This window comes from Stomatohabitans albus (genome assembly GCF_036336025.1).
Classification (GTDB): domain Bacteria; phylum Actinomycetota; class Nitriliruptoria; order Euzebyales; family Euzebyaceae; genus Stomatohabitans; species Stomatohabitans albus.
On sequence record NZ_JAYKKE010000001.1, the window covers coordinates 345,993 to 363,921 of the forward strand.

Annotated in this window: 16 protein-coding genes and 1 tRNA gene; 5 read left to right on the forward strand and 12 right to left on the reverse strand. The window is 53.8% G+C overall.

All coding sequences use genetic code 11. From position 1 onward, the window contains the following. Window positions 1-12 precede the first annotated feature (12 nt). The 8 genes from pth to VCU37_RS01445 form a co-directional block, all read right to left on the reverse strand. Window positions 13-588 carry an aminoacyl-tRNA hydrolase gene (pth, locus tag VCU37_RS01410; RefSeq protein WP_336248845.1) on the reverse strand — a complete coding sequence of 192 codons (576 nt, stop codon included), beginning with the start codon at window positions 586-588 and terminating at the stop codon, window positions 13-15. 125 nt (window positions 589-713) lie between these two features. Beyond that, window positions 714-1,367: a 50S ribosomal protein L25 gene (locus VCU37_RS01415; RefSeq protein ID WP_336248846.1), complete on the reverse strand. Its 654-nt coding sequence runs from the start codon at window positions 1,365-1,367 to the stop codon at window positions 714-716. Window positions 1,368-1,456: 89 nt separating this feature from the next. Next, on the reverse strand, window positions 1,457-2,410 hold the full coding sequence (locus tag VCU37_RS01420) for a ribose-phosphate diphosphokinase (RefSeq protein ID WP_418896432.1): 954 nt from the start codon (window positions 2,408-2,410) through the stop codon (window positions 1,457-1,459). Window positions 2,411-2,505: 95 nt separating this feature from the next. Continuing rightward, window positions 2,506-3,954 (reverse strand): bifunctional UDP-N-acetylglucosamine diphosphorylase/glucosamine-1-phosphate N-acetyltransferase GlmU, encoded by a 1,449-nt coding sequence (gene glmU / locus VCU37_RS01425; RefSeq protein WP_336248848.1) that lies wholly within the window; start codon window positions 3,952-3,954, stop codon window positions 2,506-2,508. Next, a tRNA-Gln gene (locus tag VCU37_RS01430) sits at window positions 3,925-3,998 on the reverse strand. Before VCU37_RS01430 ends, glmU begins: the two co-directional genes overlap by 30 nt. Window positions 3,999-4,019: 21 nt before the next feature. Then, window positions 4,020-4,994, reverse strand: a complete 975-nt coding sequence (locus tag VCU37_RS01435) for a 4-(cytidine 5'-diphospho)-2-C-methyl-D-erythritol kinase (RefSeq protein WP_336248849.1) — start codon at window positions 4,992-4,994, stop codon at window positions 4,020-4,022. Continuing rightward, window positions 4,988-5,947, reverse strand: a complete 960-nt coding sequence (rsmA, locus tag VCU37_RS01440; RefSeq protein WP_336248850.1) for a 16S rRNA (adenine(1518)-N(6)/adenine(1519)-N(6))-dimethyltransferase RsmA — start codon at window positions 5,945-5,947, stop codon at window positions 4,988-4,990. Before rsmA ends, VCU37_RS01435 begins: the two co-directional genes overlap by 7 nt. Next, window positions 5,940-6,803, reverse strand: coding sequence for a TatD family hydrolase (locus VCU37_RS01445; protein WP_336248851.1), 864 nt, complete (start codon window positions 6,801-6,803; stop codon window positions 5,940-5,942). Before VCU37_RS01445 ends, rsmA begins: the two co-directional genes overlap by 8 nt. A 168-nt stretch (window positions 6,804-6,971) precedes the next feature. Here VCU37_RS01445 and VCU37_RS01450 point away from each other — a divergent pair, with 168 nt between their 5' ends. Next, complete coding sequence (locus VCU37_RS01450) at window positions 6,972-8,795, forward strand: cell wall-binding repeat-containing protein (protein WP_336248852.1); 1,824 nt, start codon at window positions 6,972-6,974, stop codon at window positions 8,793-8,795. A gap of 42 nt (window positions 8,796-8,837) precedes the next feature. On the opposite strand, the gene VCU37_RS01455 is transcribed toward VCU37_RS01450, so the two are convergent. Further along, a complete protein-coding gene (locus tag VCU37_RS01455) occupies window positions 8,838-9,656 on the reverse strand; it encodes a putative RNA methyltransferase (protein WP_336248853.1) in 819 nt (272 codons plus the stop codon). Between the two features lie 21 nt (window positions 9,657-9,677). Next, window positions 9,678-10,499, reverse strand: coding sequence for a Bax inhibitor-1/YccA family protein (locus VCU37_RS01460; protein WP_336248854.1), 822 nt, complete (start codon window positions 10,497-10,499; stop codon window positions 9,678-9,680). Between the two features lie 62 nt (window positions 10,500-10,561). Between VCU37_RS01460 and metG the strand changes: the two genes are divergently transcribed. Continuing rightward, complete coding sequence (metG, locus tag VCU37_RS01465) at window positions 10,562-12,286, forward strand: methionine--tRNA ligase (protein ID WP_336248855.1); 1,725 nt, start codon at window positions 10,562-10,564, stop codon at window positions 12,284-12,286. A gap of 42 nt (window positions 12,287-12,328) precedes the next feature. On the opposite strand, the gene rsmI is transcribed toward metG, so the two are convergent. Continuing rightward, complete coding sequence (gene rsmI / locus VCU37_RS01470; protein ID WP_336248856.1) at window positions 12,329-13,261, reverse strand: 16S rRNA (cytidine(1402)-2'-O)-methyltransferase; 933 nt, start codon at window positions 13,259-13,261, stop codon at window positions 12,329-12,331. Window positions 13,262-13,290: 29 nt separating this feature from the next. Here rsmI and VCU37_RS01475 point away from each other — a divergent pair, with 29 nt between their 5' ends. Further along, window positions 13,291-14,868 (forward strand): phospholipid carrier-dependent glycosyltransferase, encoded by a 1,578-nt coding sequence (locus VCU37_RS01475; RefSeq protein ID WP_336248857.1) that lies wholly within the window; start codon window positions 13,291-13,293, stop codon window positions 14,866-14,868. 81 nt (window positions 14,869-14,949) lie between these two features. On the opposite strand, the gene VCU37_RS01480 is transcribed toward VCU37_RS01475, so the two are convergent. Continuing rightward, a complete protein-coding gene (locus tag VCU37_RS01480; protein WP_336248858.1) occupies window positions 14,950-15,756 on the reverse strand; it encodes an HAD family hydrolase in 807 nt (268 codons plus the stop codon). A gap of 175 nt (window positions 15,757-15,931) precedes the next feature. Between VCU37_RS01480 and VCU37_RS01485 the strand changes: the two genes are divergently transcribed. Next, window positions 15,932-16,330, forward strand: coding sequence for a YccF domain-containing protein (locus VCU37_RS01485; RefSeq protein ID WP_336248859.1), 399 nt, complete (start codon window positions 15,932-15,934; stop codon window positions 16,328-16,330). A gap of 53 nt (window positions 16,331-16,383) precedes the next feature. Continuing rightward, window positions 16,384-17,919, forward strand: a complete 1,536-nt coding sequence (locus VCU37_RS01490) for a sialidase family protein (RefSeq protein ID WP_336248860.1) — start codon at window positions 16,384-16,386, stop codon at window positions 17,917-17,919. Window positions 17,920-17,929: the final 10 nt, after the last annotated feature.

Sequence of the window (17,929 nt, forward strand, 5' to 3'; positions counted from 1 at the left end):
TATCGGTAGGTGTTAGCTCGAATGTAGCCGTTGTTGGGCGAATTCATAGGGGCCTTCTGTAATGTCCAACAGTGCATCAACGGCTTCTTGCACCGCAACATCCACAATAGATTCACGTTCTTTAGCGCTAAACCTTGCCAACACGTACTTTGCCGGGTCCATACGCCCTGGTGGTCGCCCAATGCCAAACCGTAATCGAATAAATTGATCACTGCCAATATGGCGATACACACTTTTTAATCCGTTATGGCCACCAGACCCACCCCGTTTGGTGCGCAATACACCGACAGGTAAATCGAGTTCATCATGGACCACAATTAATCGTTCTGGCGGAACGTTAGCCCATTTGATCAGTTGGCCTATCGGGTTCCCTTGACGGTTCATGTAGCCAGCGCCAATACCTAGCGTCAATGGAGTCCCCCCTGGCCTGCTCCAGCCTTCGGCCACATCATTTGGAGTCCGGTGACGGCGAAATGAAAGCCCGAGTTTGGTGGCAAGTGCCCGGACAACATCTGCACCGATATTGTGCCGAGTACCCCGATATTCAGCTTCTGGGTTGGTGAGCCCTGCAATGACAAACCGTTCCATAGACACCGACCTTCCTTATGGTTGCCTCATTACGCTCGCCTGTTATGTATCATCGCGGGTGTAGCCAGATAGCAAAACGCTGACCCACCATCCGGCAGGTCAGCGTAACTCATTCAATGTATGAATTAGCCTTCTTCGCCATCGGCAGCGTCACTGTCTTCGGCAGCGTCACCTTCTTCACCCTCGGCAGCTTCGCTCTCTTCGCCCTCAACAGGTTCTTCTTCAAGCACCATATCTGCAACGATACTCAAGACCGGCTGTTCTTCGTCAAGGAGTACGTCTACGCCTTCAGGCACCACGATGTCAGCAACGCGGATAACGTCACCAACTTCCATGCCAGTGACATCAACGGTCACTTCATCAATCATTTCCATCGGAAGCACGTCAACAAGCAATGTGACCAATTCCTGTGTGACGTTACCGTCTTCAACTTCACCCAAAACGGTAATTGGTACTTCAGCATTGACCTTCGACTTGCGGTCGAATGTAATGAAATCAAGGTGTAACACATCACGGCGCACGGGGTGACGCTGGATTTCACGCGGCAAGGCAACGTAATCCTCACCCTCGGCTAATACGTGAACAACCACGTTCATACCAGCTGACGTGTTCAGCGCGGCATTTAATTCCAAACGGTCAACGTGAAGGGCAACCGCATGATCCAAGCCGTGACCATACACATTGATTGGAACACGACCCTTGGCGCGCAGCTTACGAGCTTCGCTCTTACCTGCGCCTTGGCGTGGTTGGGCTTCTAACGTTACTTTTTCATGTGCCATGAGAGGTTCCTCTGGGTTCCCGGTGTACAGGCGTACAGAAGTGAATAAAACAAGGCGCAATAATGCGCAGCGCTACAGGGTAGCCGCTTTTACTTCTCGCTACCGAATAACTCTGAAATTGAGTGGTCTTCAAAGATGGCACGCAACGTTTCACCGATAGCGGCCGCGATAGACAACTGCACAATTTTGTCCGTTTGGAAGGCCTCATGGGGTAAGGGCAATGTGTCGGTCACAACGACCTGTTTGATGGGACTGTTTTTGATGCGTTCAATAGCCGGTCCACTGAGTACCGGGTGGGTGGCTACGGCATAGACCTCTACCGCGCCTTGGTCCATAAGGGCTTCGGCTGCACCGCAAAGGGTTCCGGCGGTATCAATCATGTCGTCACACAGCACAACGGTTTTGCCTTTCACTTCACCGACAACCGCCAGTGTTTTGGCCACATTGTGCGCCGTACGGGTCTTAGCTAAGAACGCCATTCCCGGCGAACCTAACCGACTCACGAACTTTTCAGCCATGCGGACACGGCCCGCGTCTGGACTAGCAATCACGAGATCACGATCACCGAGGTTTTCCTCAATCCAATCGCTCAGCAATGGTAATGCCGTCAAATGGTCCAACGGCTGTGAGAAGTAGCCCTGAATCTGCCCGGTGTGTAAATCCATACTGACGATACGATCCGCACCGGCCACGGTCAGCAGGTCAGCGAGTAGCCGCGCTGAGATCGGTTCACGACTCCGAGCTTTCTTATCCTGGCGGGCGTACCCATAAAACGGAATCACTGCTGTAATCCGCTTGGCTGATGCCCGACGTGCCGCATCGATCATGACGAGTAATTCCATGATGTTGTCATTTACCGGTGCTGAGTGTGTTTGAAGCAAGAACACATCAGAACCACGAACACTCTCGTCATACCGGCAATATGTTTCGCCGTTAGAGAACTGATGAATATCGATCTTTCCAAGTTCGATATTCAAATAGGCTGCGATTTTCTGGGCAAGTTCACGGCTTGAAGTACCTGCAAATAACTGCAGATGCTTCATCGTATTTATCTCGAAATCTCCACTCACCGGTGGCCTCCGTCAATGGGTGTTTGGGTTCGGAAATCAGGGCGATCAGACTGTGCTCGACCAACACCTTATTGGTCTGTGTCCGGCTTCGCGTAGCGAGCATGAAATTTACTGGCCCAACCATCTTTCACGACAGGTTGTGCACGTTCGATATACAGCGCCCCATCAGGCACATCAGTAGCTACCGCACTACCCGCACCAACATAGGCACCATTGCCGATCGTAACGGGGGCGATCAACATCGAGTCGGAACCAATAAAGGTTCCCTCACCAACGGTGGTACGGAATTTTTTATAGCCGTTGTAGTTACAGGTAATGGTCCCGGCCCCAATATTTGAACCCGCACCAATAGATGCATCGCCGATATACGACAGGTGCGGAACTTTCGAGCCTTCGCCAATCGTCGCATTCTTTGTCTCGACAAAGCCACCAGCCTTGGCCTTGGGAGCCAAAACAGTCCCAGGACGCAAATGTGCAAACGGACCGACTGTGGCATCTGCGCCAATGGTTGCTCCCGTTACTACGGAGTAGGTAATGGTGGCACCATCTTCAACCGTCGTATCCGTGAGATCAGCATTTGGCCCAATTCTCGCCGCACCAATACGTGTGGTCCCACGTAAATGACATCCCGGCTCAATCACGGCACCTGGCTCAATACTCACCCCGTGTTCAATATATGTCGTGGCCGGGTCAATAATGGCGACCCCGTTCTCCTGGTATGCCCTAATAATGCGCGTTCTCAACACTGCTGCACTTTCAGCCAACTGGATTTGATCATTAATACCCATCACCTCATCTGGTGCAACAACAACAGCCCCGACGCGGGGAGCGAGGATACCAACCACATCGGTGATGTACTCCTCACCTTGGCTGTTGTCTGTGGTCAATTGCCCCAAGGCTTTAACAAGCGGTTCACGTTCAAAACAATAGATACCAGTATTGATCTCTCGAATACTCGCTTGGGTTTCATTGGTATCTCGCTGCTCAACAATTTCAGTCACCATGCCCGATGTATTGCGAATAATCCGCCCATAACCGGTTGGATCATCAAGCATCGTGGTCAATACGGTGGCTTCGTTCCCTTGCCCCCCTTCAACGAGCTCAACGAGGGTATGCGGGCTCAAGGTGGGACCATCGCCGTAGACCAATAAGATGCGCTCGGCATCGGCTAACAGCGACGGATCGTTATCTGGGTGTTCACCGTTGGTAAGCCCCAGGGCGCAGCGCATGGCATGTCCGGTACCCAGTTGTTCCACCTGAGTAACACAAACCGTGTTATCAACCTGGGCAGATTCTACAAGGTCGCGCACCTGGTCGCCTTCGTGACCGACAACAACCACAATCTTGTCCAGATTGAGTGCCGCTAACGCATCAAGTACCCAATGCAACATTGGACGACCTGCCACAATGTGCGCAACTTTAGGGATAGGGCTCTTAAGACGGCTGCCCTTTCCTGCGGCAAGCACTACAGCTGCCGTATGTATTTCTGGCTGGGGGAGAAGGTATCGAACCCTCAACTTCGACTCCAAAGGACGACGTGATGCCATTTCACCATCCCCCAAGGGGGAGACCAGAATAGCGGCTATAACTGATTTGGCCAGTATGGGCCGCTAAGTGTGCTAGAAATCACGTGGGTGGACTTAAATAACGGGGCACATTCTTGTGCAATAGTTTGGGCATGACCAGCATCTTCTGCTAATCCAAGAATGGTTGGACCCGACCCGCTCACCATAGCGCGTAATGCGCCCGCGCGTTCCATGGCCTTTAATTGGTGGGCAATTTCGGGTCGCAGCGCGATGGCTGCAGGTTCGAGATCATTGGACATCGCCTCGGCAAGCCGAGCGACATCACCTGCGGTAACGGCTTGTAGCACCTCATCAACCGGATGCGGTTGAGGTGGCGGCAATTGGTCAAAGGCGGCATACACCGCTGGGGTGGCCAAGGACAAATTGCTTGTTCCAGCAACAAAGTGAAAGACCGACCGTGTGGCCACAGGAACAACATCAGATCCGGTTCCAGTTCCTAACGCAGTTCCGCCATATAAACAAAATGGCACATCAGCACCAAGGGTCGCGCCGATACTGGCAAGCGTGTCAAGCGACAGATGCAAATCCCAGTGCCGATTCAATGCGAGGAGTGTCCCAGCCGCATCAGCAGACCCTCCAGCCATACCTGCAGCGACAGGGATTTGCTTACAGACGCCCAAATCTAAGAGCGGCCAATCCTCTTGCTCGCCAACTGCCAGACTGTCCGGCACAGCGGTGTAGCCAACATGTGCGATCAAGGCTGTGGCGGCTCGAACCATAAGGTTTGACCCATCACCTGGAACCTCAGGGCCGGCATTATGCGATAAGCGAACCCGAGAATGACGCGCACCGGCTGGGTGCCCCAAACGGCCATTCTCATCCGTCGTTACGACGGTTACGTCATCGAATAGGCTGACGGTATGGAAAATGGTGGTGATCTCGTGGTAGCGGTCATCTCGCAACGGACCAACCGCCAAATGTAGGTTGATCTTCGCGGGTACGCGTACGTGCGTTTCCAATGTGATCAGCACCAAGACTCACGGTAAAACATATTGGCCAGGTCTACCCAATTCTGAGGGGAAAGAAGCTCTGCACGAATGCCAATTGGGAGTGACACAGCCTCTAACATATGGTCTATTTGGGCAGGTTTGCGCTGCTTATTAGCCAATGCGTTACGCAATGTCTTTCGTCGTTGGGCATAGCCCAAATCAATGACGTCACAGGTGCGCAATAGCAGATCACGGTGCACGGCTTGACCAGCTGGACCAATTACCGGTTGGTGTGGCAAATCGACAACGTGATGGGTCAGTGATTCTTGGTATGGGGTGATTGAAACCGTGACGCTGTCAACATTGGGAACCGGGTAGAACGCTTGACGTGCGACAGTTCCCGCAATATTGGTTTGACCAAAAAGCGCCATTTTCATGCTGACCGCACCGAGTTCTGGATCACCGACTGTCGCACACCAACGCCGCCCCACTTCTTTTTGAACCATCACGTGGTAGCCGCTCAGATGCCCTCCCTTAAGGGCTTGCATAACGATGGGAGTCGCAACGTTATAGGGCAAATTGGCAACCATCTTGGCGGGAGTTCCACGGGTTAGTTCAGCCCAATCAACGTTGGTTGCGTCAGCACAGACCACTTCGATAGCGGCACCCTTAGTCAACTCGGATACTACGTCAGCCAAACCATGATCTAACTCAACTGCGATCACACGGGCACCGGCGTGGAGCAACGCCAAGGTCAAACTCCCCAGGCCAGGGCCAACTTCAACAATAAGGTCACCAGGCTTCACCTTTGCGTCACGCACAATGCGCGCCACCGTATTAGGGTCTGTCACAAAGTTCTGACCACGTTTTTTCGTTGGTGCAAGGCCGTGCGACGCTAACAGTTGCTTAATGTCTGAGCCGCCAAGTAACCCGTGAAGGCCGCCCTGAGTCGCTTCAGACGCAACTGGGCCAGGAAAGTTGGGATGGTTATCCATGAATATCCATGGCGCAGTTTGCGTTGAGGATCAGTTGCTCACCAAAGGCAACTGGATCAGTTTCTCGCACCATCGCCATGTAATTGACCGTATGGATGACCTTTGCCGGTGTATTCGATTGACCACGATGTGGCACAGGCGCCATAAACGGGGCATCCGTTTCACTCAGAATCAGCTCTGGGCGGGCGGCCAATAAGCCTCGGCGTAAACTATCGGCGCTCGGGAAGGTCACATTCCCAGCAAAGCTCATATACCAGCCATGCGTATTGCAAATCTCTGCGAGATGTTCATCACCACTGAAGCAATGGAAAATAACCGCCTTAGGTAATGATGGCTGATCGCACAAGATACGCACGATGTCCTCGTGGGCATCACGGTCATGGATAACCAAGGCGGTATCCGTTTCGCGTGCCAATGAAATATGGCGGCGGAAACTCTCCTCCTGCGTTTCCTTCGATGCGCCCATGCGGTACCAGTCCAAACCGGTTTCCCCGATCGCCACAATATTTGGGTCTAGGGCTAGGTCGTGTAATTCATTCACCGCAGCGTCATCAGTCCCGTCGCTGTCATTGGGGTGGATACCAATGACACCATACACATTGGCATGGCGACGCGATTGGTCCACAACCACGCGCGCACTTGGCATATCCGTGCTCACCGTTGCCAACCAAACAAGCCCTGCCTGCTCCGCCTCAGCAACAACCGCATCTGCCTGCATATTCCATGCACGAGGATCGTCATAGCTCCAATCAGGTTGGCGCTCGGGCACCCCATCCTCTTTCGTCAAATGGATATGAGAATGGGTATCAACCGCACGTAGCGATGGCGGGGGTGGTGGAGGAACAGGGTGAGCCATGGGAATACGGTACCTGCGCCGCCCAAATACTCCACTCACCTCCAGGACACGATTTTGCATTGTTTAACATGAGATGAACAGTCATAGAACTTCTTCTTAACACGCTGCAATTCATACATTACAGTGCCATTACTTGTAATCGCTTCAAATAGTTTTGAAAGGTCTCTTATGTTGCGATTACCTCCCCTCTCCCCGTTTACACCTCCGCGGCTCACCCCAGCCCAATTCCGTTCTGCGATCATCACCGGCAGTTTTTTAACCCTCCTTGGCGCACAACTGGCCATGGCCGCCCCATCAACTGCTGATGCGTTCCGGTCAGCCGATCTCGCAGTCCAAGCACAAGTCGTCAACGACGATCATGAGGAACAATTCATTCAGGCCACGTTGACCAATAGAGGGCCGAACGACTCAGCCTACCCACTCCTGGCTATCCATACGGGCGATGCCCACATTGTCAGTCACGATGGCGACCCCACCCCACAAAGTATTAGCGACGGCGTTGCCTGCGAATCAGGCCCACAAACGATCCAATGCTCCTACACAAACCTTGGGGTTGGTCAGGCTGTAACCGTTCGAATCAAGGTGAAGGTACCCACGGCTACAACCGCCATCGTTGTGGCACGAGCACAACAAACCCCTGACAACAACCCTGTGGTCAATAACCGAACCGAATTGGCTCTACAGCCATCCCATGTGACCGTGACAGAAACCGGGCAGACGGCAACGGAGTCAGCTACTGCGAGACGTGAACGGGTGACGTGGACACTGCGACATACCGATGGTCGGCCAGCCCCTATTCAATTGCGCGTAGAGGCTGACCGGCCAACCATGATTTATCCTCCCACCTGCCCCATCGAACCAACCGAACACACCACAGCCCAACCGGCCGGACGGGACGGAAGTTCTACTCCTCCGTCGAACTCCCATGGTGTCCGTATTGGGCCTGGAAAACCTTGGACCTGCACGATCACTACGATGAAACCAGGTCAGAGTGCAGCGCTTGTGTTTGACGTTGACCGCCCAGGCCCTAAGGACCCGACACTGACGATTCGTGCTGATGCCAAAGCGGATTTACCTACTGCCCAGGCGGTGAACACCTCATTCACGATTAATCCACGAACCGGCGTTCCAGGGCGAGTACAACGGCTCAGTGGGGCTGAACGTGCCGAAACAGCGGCCAATGTCAGCCAACAGCGGTTTGCACAAGGGAGTGCGCAGGCGATTGTGCTTGCTCGTGGTGATGAACCTGCAGATGCGCTAACTGGTGCACCCTTGGCGGTGAATATGCATGCTCCGGTGCTCTTAACAAGCCCAACGGCTATACCCGCGGTGACCCAGGCTGAAATCGAACGTGCTGGGGGAACAAAGGTGCCGATCGTGCTTCTTGGTGGTCCCGTCGCAATCAGCCCACGCATTGAACAAGCCCTCCAGCGCGCTGGGCACCCTGTCACCCGTGTGGCCGGGCCAACCCGGACAGAAACTGCAGCCGCGATTGCCCGACGACTCGGCTCGGGCCCTCGCCTCGTAGCCAATGGTTTTAATCCTGATGATGCGGTGGTTGCCGCATCGGCAATGGCGGCTAATGGTGGGGCGGTCCTGCTCACGGCAGGTTCTGTTATCCCACCCTCGGTTGAACGAGATATTCGTAGCGCTGACGGGGCCGTTGGCGCCGTAGCTGGTCAGGCTACCAAGTTGAAAACCTATGCAGGAACAACCCCGTCAGATACGGCACTTGTTGTCGCAAACACCTTTTTCCCAGGTGCCACCCAAGCGGTGATTGCTCGTTCTGGATTACCTGCTGATGCCCTTTCAGGCGGTGCACTCGCCGGAGAGCGTCGTGCCCCGTTACTGCTCGTTGATTCAAATCACGTTTCAAGTTCGACGCTCCAATGGTTGGCAGATAGTCGCGTCACCGAGCTAACCATTCTGGGTGGCACCAACGCAATCAGTGAACAGGTCGTCACACAACTCACTGACACCATCGCTCGCTAGCTATTACGTTCCTCACCCCGATCCCAGAAAGCTATCGGTGCACTACCTTGCACCATGCTCAAAGGTGAATACGTCCATGGCAATCGTCACGGGTATGGGGTGAGGACCAAGACCAGCTTCAATGTCGTCAACACCCATATGAAAGGCGGTTGGTCCCATGCCCACAAGATCCGTGGCAGTCTCAGGTAGAACCACTTGGGTTCGTTCTATCTTGCCTTGGGTAACGAGGTGGAGTCCTTGGGCACTGGCCTGGGTAATGACACGGGTTGCTTTACCCGTGGGAACCTTCAACATTGCTGGAAGTTTCTCCCGCAACTCTCCAAGGTGGTTTGCACGGGGAATGATCATCAGGGCGATTCCGCCAGGTTTCAAAATACGCACCACTTCACGCATTGGGCGAGGCGCAAATACACTCCAAACGGTGTCAGCGGCTGCCGTTGCGATAGGAAGTGGCCGCATCAGGTCTCCCCCATAGGCCTGAACTCCGGATTGTTTGGCACATACTCTAAGCGCAGCGGTAGACGAATCTAGGGCGATACGCCAGTCTGCATGCGTCGCTGAACCGAGGTACTCCCCCGGTCCGGCACCAATATCCACGATTCCTCCACGGCTCTGTGCGTTTAACCATGTATGGACTGGTTCAAACACACCGGCTTGGTGAACCCGGCACCTTGCCTGCACCATGGCTGGCGTATCACCCGGATGCGGATTCGATCCCACAATCAGATTGACATACCCCTGTTTAGCTCGGTCAAAATGATGGCCACGGGCACAACCAAGCCCCCCATTGTGGTCAACGAGGGGCTGCTCTGGCTGCTCAGCGGTGCCCGTGCGGGCACACACCGGACAAATCAACACCATGCAGGCTAGTTGCGTTAAGAGCTAGTCACGGCTTTGCAGTTTGGCCAATAGCCGCAAGATTTCGATATACAGCCACACCAGGGTCACCATCAATCCGAATGCGGCATACCACTCGTAATATTTGGCCACCTGCTGGTTCTTCATGCGTTCAATCAGGTCAAAGTCAACCGCAAGGTTCAACGCAGCCACACCAATAACCAGAATGCTGATCCCGATACTGAGCCAGCTATTGCCAAATAGGAAGGCCATTTCGGCACCAAAGGCCAGTCGCCCGATGATGCCGATCATGTACATGACGAAAATACCGAGTGTGGCACCGTACACAATCGTGCGGAACTTATCGGTCACTTTAATGATGTGCGTAGCGTACAAGAACAGCATGGACACCGTCACGGCAACCGTTCCCAGCAAGGCTTGGGCAATGATTCCCAGCCCAAAGGATTGGGCCAAAATCAACGAAAACATGCCGACGGTGACACCTTCGATAGCCGCATACAGCGTACTGATGATGCGTGCCTGCTTAGGATTCTTCGCAATCCAAAATGCCAGGCCCAACGTGATGACCAGTGAGGCGATAAAAATCGGAATGTAGAGCGATAGGGGGATAAGTAGGGCGCTTGCGATCGCACTAACGGTGACAACAGCCAGCAAGAAGGCTGTCTTGACCAATGCACCATTCACACTAAAGACCTGTGGGGTGGTCACATGGATATTGAACGGCTGAGCCCCTTGGGTATTACCCCATTGCTCGTCTACAACCGGATTACCGTGTTCGTCGTAGCGGAACGACCCACCACGTTCCATCGCACGTAAGGTGTTCTCATTAAAAACTGGAGATGACATTCACATAGTTTAAGTGACCTTTCAAAGACCACCTTGGGGAACACCCTGTAAATTGGCCAGATATGGCTCGTCATCTCGTTACTTCCGCCCTGCCCTATATCAATGGTGTAAAGCATCTTGGCAATTTAGTTGGCTCGATGCTTCCCGCCGACGTTGTAGCCAGATATTTACGTGCCCGAGGTCATGAGGTGCTGTTTATCTGCGCAACCGATGAGCACGGCACACCAGCCGAGTTGGCTGCCGCAGAGGCTGGCCTTGATGTGCAAGTATTTTGTGATCAGGCCCATGCGGTTCAAGCTGATTTGAATGCCCGCTATGGGTTGAGTTTTGATTTCTTTGGGCGTACATCCGACCAACACAACCATGTGCTTACCCAGCATTTTGCACGCCAACTTGCTCAGGCAGGGTTATTGGAGAAACGCACCATCGAGATGATTTATTCGCCTACCGATGGACGTTTCCTTCCTGATCGATATGTAACGGGCACATGCCCCTATTGCGGATATGACAAAGCCCGTGGTGACCAGTGCGATGGGTGCGGTCGCTTATTGGATCCGACGATGCTCATTAACCCCCGAAGTACAGTCAGTGGGGCAACCGATTTAGAGGTTCGAGCCTCAGCAAGTTTGTTCTTGCGGCAGTCTCAGATGGTTGACACCGTGGCCAATTGGGTTGACCAGACCACCGGACTTGGGGACCTACCGCGTTCAATTGCTCGGAAATGGTTGGATGAAGGGCTCGAAGACCGTGACATCACCCGAGACCTAAAGTGGGGCATTCCCGTTCCCAGCGACTTACCAGGCATTGACCCTGAGGGGTTAGCAAACAAGGTTTGGTATGTGTGGTTTGACGCCCCGATTGGCTATATCGGCGCAACCGCCCAGTGGGCCGACGCCAATGGAGCGGATTATCGAGATTGGTGGTTCGGTGAGGCAGCCAGTGACGTGACTTACACCCAAATCATGGGCAAAGATAACGTTGCCTTCCACACGGTTAGTTTCCCCATCACTCAGCTTGGGAGTGGCGAGCCCTGGAAAATGGTTGACCGCCTCAAAGCCTTCAACTGGTTGACCTATTACGGCGGCAAGTTCTCAACGAGTCAAGGTGTCGGGGTCTTTATGGACCAGGCCCTTGAAGTTGCCAGCGCCGATGCGTGGCGGTGGTATCTGATCTCCAACGCCCCAGAATCATCAGATACTTCATTTACCTGGGATGCCTTTGCTCGGGCGATGAACACGGAGTTGGCCGGCAATTTGGGCAACTATGTAAACCGTTGTCTTGCGTTCACGGCAAAGAAATTCGCAGGAGAAGATGGGCCAGTTGTACCTAGCGAAGGAACGCCAGGAGAGATCGAATACGAGCTTGGCCGTGATGTTGCCGCCAAAGTTGATGACATTGCGCTTCACTTCGATGCCATGGAGATGCGTAAGGCAACGCGGGCTATCCGAGAGTTGTGGTCCTTAGGTAATCAATACCTTGAAACCCGTGAACCATGGCGAATGGTCAAAACTGACCCTGATATGGCCCAAATGGTGTTGCGTACGGCCATCCAGCTCATTCCTATTTTTGCCAGTGTGGCATCACCGGTGATCCCTAATACGGCGACCACGCTTGGCAACGCGGTAGATGTATCGGTGGATGCTTGGCCGGAGCAGGTTGCTGACCTCATCCCTTCGGCAGGAATTGTTCCAGCAGGCCAACCCTTTACCGTGCCACCAATCCTGTTTGCCAAAGTTGATGATCAACAGATTGAAGAATGGTCAGCACGGTTCGGTGGACAACGGTAATACAACTCTGACCGGGTACCTTTCATGTCCTACGCCATAGGGTCAGAGCTTTGGTGTCTCGTTCATCATGGCGTAGAGTTCACGGGCTGATCGACCTGTTTTGGCGGCAATTTGCTTCGTAGCATCTTTGAGCCGAACACCTGCGTCAACAAGGTCGGCAACCATTGTTCTGAGTGTTGTGTCATCGAGCGGTTCTTGCTGCCCGTTGGGGGCACCACCTACCACAACAACGACTTCGCCCTTAGGTGGGGCGTCGTGGTACCGCTGGGCAAGCTCCCCGAGGGGAAGCCGTACAAACTCTTCAAAAACCTTCGTCAGCTCCCTTGCTAAGCAAGCCGGTCGGTTATCACCGAACGCACTTGCCATCGCTTCTAACTCACTACTCACCCGATGGGGCGCAACATAAAACACCATTGTCCGTTCTTCGTGCATCAACGCGGCAAGGCGTTCATTTCGCTGCCCTGCTTTTCGCGGCAAGAATCCTTCAAAGGTGAACCGATCTGTGGGGAGCCCACTCAAGGTGAGGGCCATAATTGCGGCTACCGGCCCTGGAATAGCGGTCACCGGTAGCTGTGCATCTAGAACCGCGTTGATCACATGATGTCCTGGGTCACTGATACCTGGTGTACCGGCATCGGATACAAGGGCAACGGTTTCACCTCGACGGATACGTTCAACGATCTGGCTTGCTTGGTCACGTTCGTTGTGGTCATGAACCACCATGCGCCCTGTTGAAATATCTAACTTATGGCAGAGGGCACCGGTGCGCCTTGTGTCTTCACACGCAATCACGTCAGCCGTTGCCAATGCTTGGTGAGCACGCGGACTGAGGTCACCAAGGTTGCCAATTGGTGTTGCGACGACCACAAGCCCTGAACTTGGTGGCGGTATGGCCGATGAACTCCGGTCATCGTCAAGTACGGTATCAGACGCACCCGATACTGAGGTATGTTCTTCGTGTTTGGTGTTTATCATCACTAGCCCTATCGTGACCCTAACCACTTATGACTGCCGCGATTGATCTTCCAACACCCCCAGAATCCATCATTCCACCACCTCAATCCGAACCTGACCCAAAACGCAGGTGGATGATGGCTGGTGTACTCATCATCTTGTTAGCGACCTTCCTTCGTTTTTGGGATGTAGGTTCGCCAACACGGTGTTACTTCGATGAGACGTACTACTACTACGACGCTCGTGACGTTCAAGTCAACGGTGTTGAGTCTGCGTTTGTCGTGCACCCTCCTGTCGGAAAGTTTCTTATTTCGTTAGGACTCCAGGCGGCTGGTGTTGACCGCAACGGACCGATCGAAAAAGCCGTGATTGACGATCCACACTCTTGTGTTGAAAGCGATGACCATCCGGCGAACCCGGAAGCACGGGCACGCGAGGCGGCTGATTCGTGGGGAAGGCGACTGCCTTCAGCATTATTTGGTTCCCTTGCGGTATTGATGACGTGGCTTGCTGGGCTTCAGCTCTTTCGGTTGAAACCAACCGCAGCACTCGGGACGGCGTTGCTGGCAATAGATGGTCTTGCGCTCACGATGAGCCGCATTTCGATGCTCGATATTTTCCTCCAGTTCTTTGTAATGGCCGGTTTCTTTGCACTCTTGAGGGACCAACACCTGCTCTGGAAGGATGTGCCCGATGAGATGGCCCATCTTGACCCTAAGGACGTGAAGAAAACACCGCGGCATTGGCTGTTGATTTGTGGGCTTTGTATGGGGTTGGCCTTTGCGACGAAATGGTCCGCAGCAATGCCTTGGGGTCTTGCATGCTTGTGGATCTGGGGTAGTGAGATGCTCCGTATGCGCCGACTCACGGGCAAGTGGTACGCCAAGTTCTTCCCTATCTTGGGGCGCGGCCTCTTTGCCTTGTTGTTCATCCCACTTTTTATTTACGTGTTTTCATACATCGGATGGTTCGCCAACTGGGAGAAGAGTTCTTGGGCTGAACGACACCCTGGAACGGTCTGCATGGTGCAAGGGGCAGAACCTTGCTCAACAGGCGAGTTATTGAAAGCGAAGGCAGGCGCATGGGCGGAAGAACAAAAAGCGATCTATGAATTTCACCGTGACTTAGAGGCTGACCATACGTATCGAGCACCTGCTTGGTCCTGGTTTGTGATGAGTCGTCCCGTTGCGTTCTATTACGAAGCTTGTGACCCTGAAGACACTGAGTGTGTCGTTGCCCAAGGCAACGTTTCTGAGGTCCTCGGTATGGGGAATCCAATGATTTGGTGGATGGCACTCCTGTCGTACCCCATATTGGCCTACTTGATTATTCGCCGTAAAGACTGGCGAGCCGGCCTCTTACTGCTGTTTATCATGGGCCAGATTCTGCCCTATTTCGCAAGTCCACGAACTGTCTTTATCTTTTACATGACGCCAGTTGTTCCGTTCATGTGCTTGGGATTAGCCCTCATCGGTGAGCACTTTGCGCTACTGCGACGCCCTTGGGTTGGCCGGACAATCATGCTGCTAGCCGGTGCTGGGTTCCTCTTTTGGGCACCCGTCTATTACGGTTGGGAAATCTCCAAAGCCTGGTGGCAACTTCTGATCTGGATGCCTTCTTGGGTTTAACCTTTCACTCATACCGTGTGGCCCTGACCGTTGTCAGGGCCACACGGTTGTTATGGGAGCTCCGTGGTATGTGTACCGTTTCTAGTGTTGAGCAAGGAGCTTCTCAAGATAGCGGGCAACCCCATTTTCATAATGCGCCTCAGTAACCGCATCAGCAATAGCGAGCACATCGGGCGTTGCATTCCCCATCGCCACACCCGTTCCGGCCCATTCAAGCATTTCAATATCGTTAGGCATATCCCCAAATGCGAGTACATCGTTTGCCTCAATACCCCATTGGGCACAGACCCGTTCAACGGCAGTAGCCTTATTCACACCTAAAGACGACATTTCAACCCAATGTTCGCCACTCCAGGTGAGGTAGACCTTTCCAGCCACAGCTTGAGCCAGTTCAGGACCACGGCTAGCAAGCGGTTCATTCTTGGCATGCCATCCAATCAACTTGAATGCCGGATGCGCAAAGAGCGCCTCAATCGAGGGTGCACAGTTCGCAATCGGCCAGGCCTTAGCGTTACCGTCATCTGCAGCCATTGGTTCGTACCACAAGCCAGATGATGTGGCCGTTCCAAACAGGAGTTGTGGCTCGACAGCCCGGAGGATATTGATAACTTCGAGCCCAACCGATTGGTCGATATTGTCGTGCTGGGTAACTGAATCCTGTTCAATGTCATAGGTGATCGCACCATTGGCACAAATCGCGATGCCGCTATGTGGGATCTGCTCAATGATCACTTTCGCCGTCACCGGCGGACGTCCCGTTGCCAAGATGACCTTGATACCAGCATCGATGCATCGGCCGAGCACATCGCGAGTGCGTCTATTTACCTCATTGAATCCAGTCAATAAGGTACCGTCTACGTCACTTACAATCAGTTTTGGAAGAGCCATAGGTGCATCTTATGCCGCTTGTATATCCCTAGCGTGGGCAGGGCCACAGATAAGACGATCGTGGAGTGTGCCCTCACCTGATCCCCGTTTTTTCATGTGGTTCAACACGAAAAGAAGCGGAACGACGGGGGATTCCCTGAGAGATGAATGCCGCACCTCCGGTACGCTTGCTCTCATGCGCACGGTTCTTAACATCATCTGGGTTGTTCTTGGCGGTTGGTTCACCGCACTTGGCTGGCTCGTCGCCGCTCTGTTCTCTGTAGTACTCATCGTGACCATTCCAGCCGCACCAGTATGTTTACGAATGGCCTCATACAGTTTCTGGCCGTTCGGACGCACCGTCGTAGATGATCCACACGCCAGCGCAGTCGGATCTGGCCTCTTTAATCTCGTGTGGGTGGTCTTTATCGGCTGGTGGCTTGCGCTCCTCCATATCCTCGCGGCACTAGGGCAAGCGATTTCCATCGTGGGGTTAATCAATGCAGTTGCGATGCTCAAAATGGTTCCGCTCGCATTTATGCCCTACGGGAAGCGAATCATCGACGTCGATAGCCCCACGGGCTACGAGTTCTGACCTTAACCGCGTATTGCCGTTGTAGTCAGGGACTGCAATCTATTCTGTTGGCTATGAATCCACTGGTTGTTGCCGCCGCTGACTACTTTTCTGGCTGGGATACTCAACGGGTGGGACAGCTCACCCAAGGCACCTTGACCTTTGCCATGCGTATGCGAGGGGCAGGACGAACTGGCATTGCCATTGAGGGTGGTCTGGCCGGTGAGCCCCGATGGCAGCTTTGGGTTACCGCGCAAGGACTAGCTGTGTGTGCAGCCTGGCACAACGGATGGCGACGCCATGACGTGCCGGTTTCGGGTCTTGATGATGGGGCCTGGCACACCGTTATTGTGACATCCGGTTCAGGGCGAGTACGGGTGTGGGTTGACCATGATTTGATCTATCAAGCCCCCGGAGAAGCATGGTTTGCCGACAGCGCAGCCAAACCTGGAGGGTTAGACACCCTTGTTGTTGGTCGTAGCCTTGATGGCGAACGGCTGATGGGTGAGATTGCTGACGCCACGTTTTACCGCGAAGTATTCATCCATGACCAGGCACTCAAGGTACTGGAACAGCCCATTCCTTTTAGTACGTCTGCCCTAGTCAACCATGACGGGATCAGTTACCGTATCCCAGCGTTAGCGAGCGTTGAGGGCACTCTCGTGTTGGTTGCTGACCGGCGCCATAACGGGCCAGGGGATGCTCCGAATGTGATTGACTTGGTTTGTCAGCGAAGCACTGATGGTGGCCGAACTTGGGGGGATGCGTCAGTTATCGTGCCTCCGTTTGAGGGTGGGGCCAGTACCGATGCGTGCCTACTGTACGACCAGTCAACGGGCACGCTGTGGGCACTCTTTAGTGCCTATGCACCTGGGAGCAGCCAGCCTGCGGTTTTGCGCGGCGATCCTGGGGCCGAAGCCTTGATTCAAGCCGTGGCCAGTACTGACGCGGGGCAAACTTGGCAGACACCCGTCACAGTAACTCCAACAAATGCCAATCCCGCCGTCCGTTGTCTTGGGGTGAGCCCTGGTGCTGGAGCTGTGATGCACGATGGCACCCTCGTTATCCCGGCCTATCACGAAGTTGATGACGGTGAAGGCGGGTTAGATTTTGCAGCCACGGTGCTCACGAGTCGTGACCATGGGCAAAGCTGGCAGGTTGGCCAACCAATCTGGGCTGATGGGCACCCCACCTACGAATCAACGGTATTTGAAGGTAATCCCGGAGACATTGTGTTGATGGCACGGAATCAGCATCCATCGGGGAAGGTATTACGCGCCACAAGCAATGACTATGGAAATGCATGGGATAACGTGGATTTCCTTGCCGATGTACCTGAGATATTTAGCCAGCCAGCAAGTACGCCACTGCCTGATGGACGAATCGCGTTTTGTAATCCATCGGCAATGCTGCCCTATCGTGGCTGGGGTGTGGTTCGTGCCAGTTCTGACGGGGGTGTTACCTGGCCGTATCACCGCACGTTGAATGCTGACCGGCACGGCTATCAAAGTATGGCCGTCCTTCCAGATGGACAGCTCGTTGTGGCCTGGGAACATGAGTGGGATTCCATTGATGTGACCGTTTGCCCACCTGATTGGTTACATCCCTAGTCCGGTGCAT